Genomic DNA, 3,237 nt, shown 5'->3' on the forward strand with positions numbered 1-3,237 from the left:
TACAGGTTTCGATCTTGACCAGCGGGTCACCCAACTTGTCGATCGTCTGTTGGTGATACTGGTTTGCAAAGAGGTCATTCTTAATGGCGCTGCGTTTCTTCATGGTGGTTAGCTCAGTAGACCAGCTTCCGATAACTTTATCAGCAAAATCAAACTCGGCTTAGGTTTTTCGAGGTGCCCAAGAGAACTACCAAATACGTAAAAAAAATTAACAACTATTTTTACAATTTTTTGACTATTTTTCCAACGGGTTGCAGTAAAACAAAAGAAACCACTTATCGCTATAATCGACATAGTGATCATGGAGAAAGTTTGTTTAAAGAAAAACAAACATAATGATTCCAGTGTAATTATCATGATGACAAAGGTTAAAAATTTCATGCCCCCCTTCTCTTCATATCTATTAATATTAGCGGATTTTCCCTTATTTATCGCCTTCTCATTGGCGGTTATTTTATCCTGCGTGGGTGCCACTTGGTGCCCAAAATCGGTTTTTTCTGCCCGTATTGCTTTCGCATATTCACCAGTATTAGCCTCGGCGGATTCAAGTAGACTGACTTTATTGCTTTCACCTGTTTCAGGGTTAACAATAGTCTGGTGTTGCCGAATCTGGCCTTTATCGGCTTGCTTTTCCAATTGTACCGCACTTTGATTAAACCCAACTGGATCATATTGACTGGCATCATGTGGGACTTGCATGCCTTGATAATGACTGGCCACCACCGTTTGATTGGCAAAGTGATTATGCCGGATATCCTCGGCAATCCGATCGCTAAATTCACTTACTAGCGCTTCACGCTGTGCCCTAACCACAGGCGACCCAGAATCCGTTAACACATGACTTGCCTCTGCTTCACCTAAACGTGAATAAGCAAACTGGGTAAACTCCTGCTCCAGGCGATGTGAAGCACTTAAACGTTCTGTTTCGGTTAAATTGGCTTGCTCCGAGATACTTTGCTCTTTGGTTTGACTTGCGGTAAATCCGGCGAAGTTTTCGCTGGTATTTTGCAGTGAGGCTCGTAAATCTCTCACCAAAGAACGGGTTTCGGCATTGGAAATCCGGCTAACATCATTATCGGTCATATTTCTTATCACCGATGCGGATTGGCTGGCAGAAAAATCTCTTGCTACCTGCAGGTCTTCTGATGTTTTATTGCTTTTTGACGCAGAGTCTGTATTAGTGTCAACCCATTGGTGTCGATATGACGCTTCAAGATTTGCCTTTGCATTAGCAACACCGCCCATATTTTTGTTACTAACACCAAAAGATCCAGATACTCCAAATCCCCCTATGTCGGTTCTATCCGTTCAAGTTTTATCCTCTCGTGACGTACTATTATTTGATGAAAGAGAAGATTTAGCTTGTTGTGATTGTCGTTGGATGTCTTCAATGGCCTGACGTTGTTCACTGGATAATCTACTATCTTGCGATCCCTGCTTGCTAAACTGATTACTTAGCGCGGTTGAAATATTATAGGTATCATTAATGGCACTTTTTAATCCCTGATGGTAGCTTTCGGTTTCACGGTGTTGGCTACTTAAGGCTTTACTAAAGCTGGTGTCTAGCATCGAACTAGTGTCCAAACTAAACGGCAGTTTTGAGATGGCTTGCGTGGTATCGACAATATGCTGACCACTTTGGGTGGTGCTAATCATCGCCCCGTTATCGATTTGCTGGCTGGAGAGTCCGGCTTTGAAACTGCGGTTTACATCGGTTTTAAAGCCATTGATATTTTCCCCCTGCATATTGGCCATGTTGTAATTTCCGCTGGCGACGGCTGACGCGTCCGCGGTCGTTGCCCCTGCCAGAGCGTTACCCAAATAATAGCCGGCACTTTCAATCTGTTGGCCGAGGGAGGTAAAGAGTTTAAAACTCAAAAACGGAATCCGACATCATCATCCAGCCGGCAATCCCTGCGGTAGTGCTCCCTGTTTGAGTCAGTCTGTCCAGATTCGAGAAGGTGACACTTTCCCTACTTAAGGTGGTGGCCATCATAAAATTATAAATGTGATTAAAGATAGAAAACATCACCGGCCATAACATCAGCCTGCCCATGATGTTCAGGTAATTAATGATGACTTTGTAGGTAATTTCTCACACAAAAAGCGCTAAGGCCATAATCGGAAAGAGCGAAATACACAACAGCATCAACACGGTATTGAGTTGCGGCAACATTTCACTGGCCAGATGATAACTGGCCTGATGGGATAAGCGCATTTTTGCCAGCGATTGCTCGGTGGTAATGAGATTTAACCCCGCAGGGTCATTCATGGCGGCGGCATAGGCGTTAAAACCTTTTCTTAAGCCCGCTATCATGATGTTCTGTTTTAAAATATCGGCGGCACTTTGGCTGGCTTTCATAAAGTAGTTATAGCTGCCTTCCAGCATATGCGGTAACACCACGGACGCATCGTGTCGGCCTGGAAACAGTTTACGGGCATAAAACATCAGTGTCCTGCCGCTTCCCGTGGTATCCAGATTAAGCAGCGATTTGAGTTTCACGGTGGCTTGCTGACAGGTCATAAACTGACTGCGTGCCCCTTCCGTGTTTTCAGCTTCCCAGCCCTGATAATAAATGCCTCTTAAGGGGCTGGGTTTGGAGAAAATCAGACTATAAATATCGCGGGTATTGAGTAGCTAGCTTAAGCTGTATTTGTGGTTTAGCTGGATATCAGGGATAACACAGTTTTTCACGTATTCACTGAAATTGGCATTAATCTCAGGGCTGTGACTGTGAAAGGTTAATAAACTAGTTGCTGAATAGAGACTTGCATTTATTGTCACGCTATAGACAATAAAAAGAGGTTTAACTTAGAAAATAACGGTTTGAAATGATCAACAAAGAGCAGTTGTTACGAGATAATCGTTTATGTAAAGCAATCATTGGATTATCAGTCGAAGAATTGAAAAATTTAGCCGCTGAATTTTCAGCTTGTTATTTGATTTATCGGAAAAAGAATCGAAAAGCTCACGAGCGGCAGATGGGTGCAGGGCAGAAAGGATTTATCCCAACCCCATTAGATAAACTGCTTTTTATTTTATTGTATTTAAAATGTTATCCGACCTATGATTTGCAAGGACTTCTTTTTGGTTTAGATAGAACACGGGCATGTCGCTGGGTAAAAATATTATTGCCGGTTTTAGAGATGACCTTGGGGCGAGAATGTGTTTTGCCCGCTCGTCAAATTCGCTCTGCTGAGGAATTTTTTCGCGCCTTTCCTGGAGTTAAAGACGTC

General features: G+C 43.1%; 3 protein-coding genes and 1 pseudogene. 1 reads left to right on the forward strand and 3 read right to left on the reverse strand.

All coding sequences use genetic code 11. The features are described from left to right. Positions 1-108: 108 nt before the first annotated feature. The 3 genes and pseudogenes from CBG25_RS00450 to CBG25_RS00460 form a co-directional block, all read right to left on the reverse strand. The gene (locus CBG25_RS00450; RefSeq protein WP_290603694.1) at positions 109-1,245 is read right to left on the reverse strand and encodes a hypothetical protein; all 1,137 of its coding nucleotides are present in this window, start codon (positions 1,243-1,245) and stop codon (positions 109-111) included. Between the two features lie 63 nt (positions 1,246-1,308). Beyond that, positions 1,309-1,878, reverse strand: a complete 570-nt coding sequence (locus CBG25_RS00455; protein WP_290603695.1) for a hypothetical protein — start codon at positions 1,876-1,878, stop codon at positions 1,309-1,311. 217 nt (positions 1,879-2,095) lie between these two features. After that, a pseudogene (locus tag CBG25_RS00460) lies at positions 2,096-2,626 on the reverse strand (conjugal transfer protein TraG N-terminal domain-containing protein); the annotation flags it as partial. 206 nt (positions 2,627-2,832) lie between these two features. Between CBG25_RS00460 and CBG25_RS00465 the strand changes: the two are divergent. Further along, positions 2,833-3,237 (forward strand): transposase family protein (locus CBG25_RS00465; protein ID WP_290603697.1); only part of this gene is annotated, 405 nt, incomplete at its 3' end.

Origin of the sequence: Arsenophonus sp. ENCA, from assembly GCF_002287155.1 — a bacterium.
Classification (GTDB): Bacteria; Pseudomonadota; Gammaproteobacteria; order Enterobacterales; family Enterobacteriaceae; genus Arsenophonus; species Arsenophonus nilaparvatae.

What these genes read in the sequence shown, in the direction of transcription:
- CBG25_RS00450 (WP_290603694.1), bottom strand. Translation starts at nt 1,245, where the DNA reads ATGGGCGGTGTTGCTAATGCAAAGGCAAATCTTGAAGCGTCATATCGA.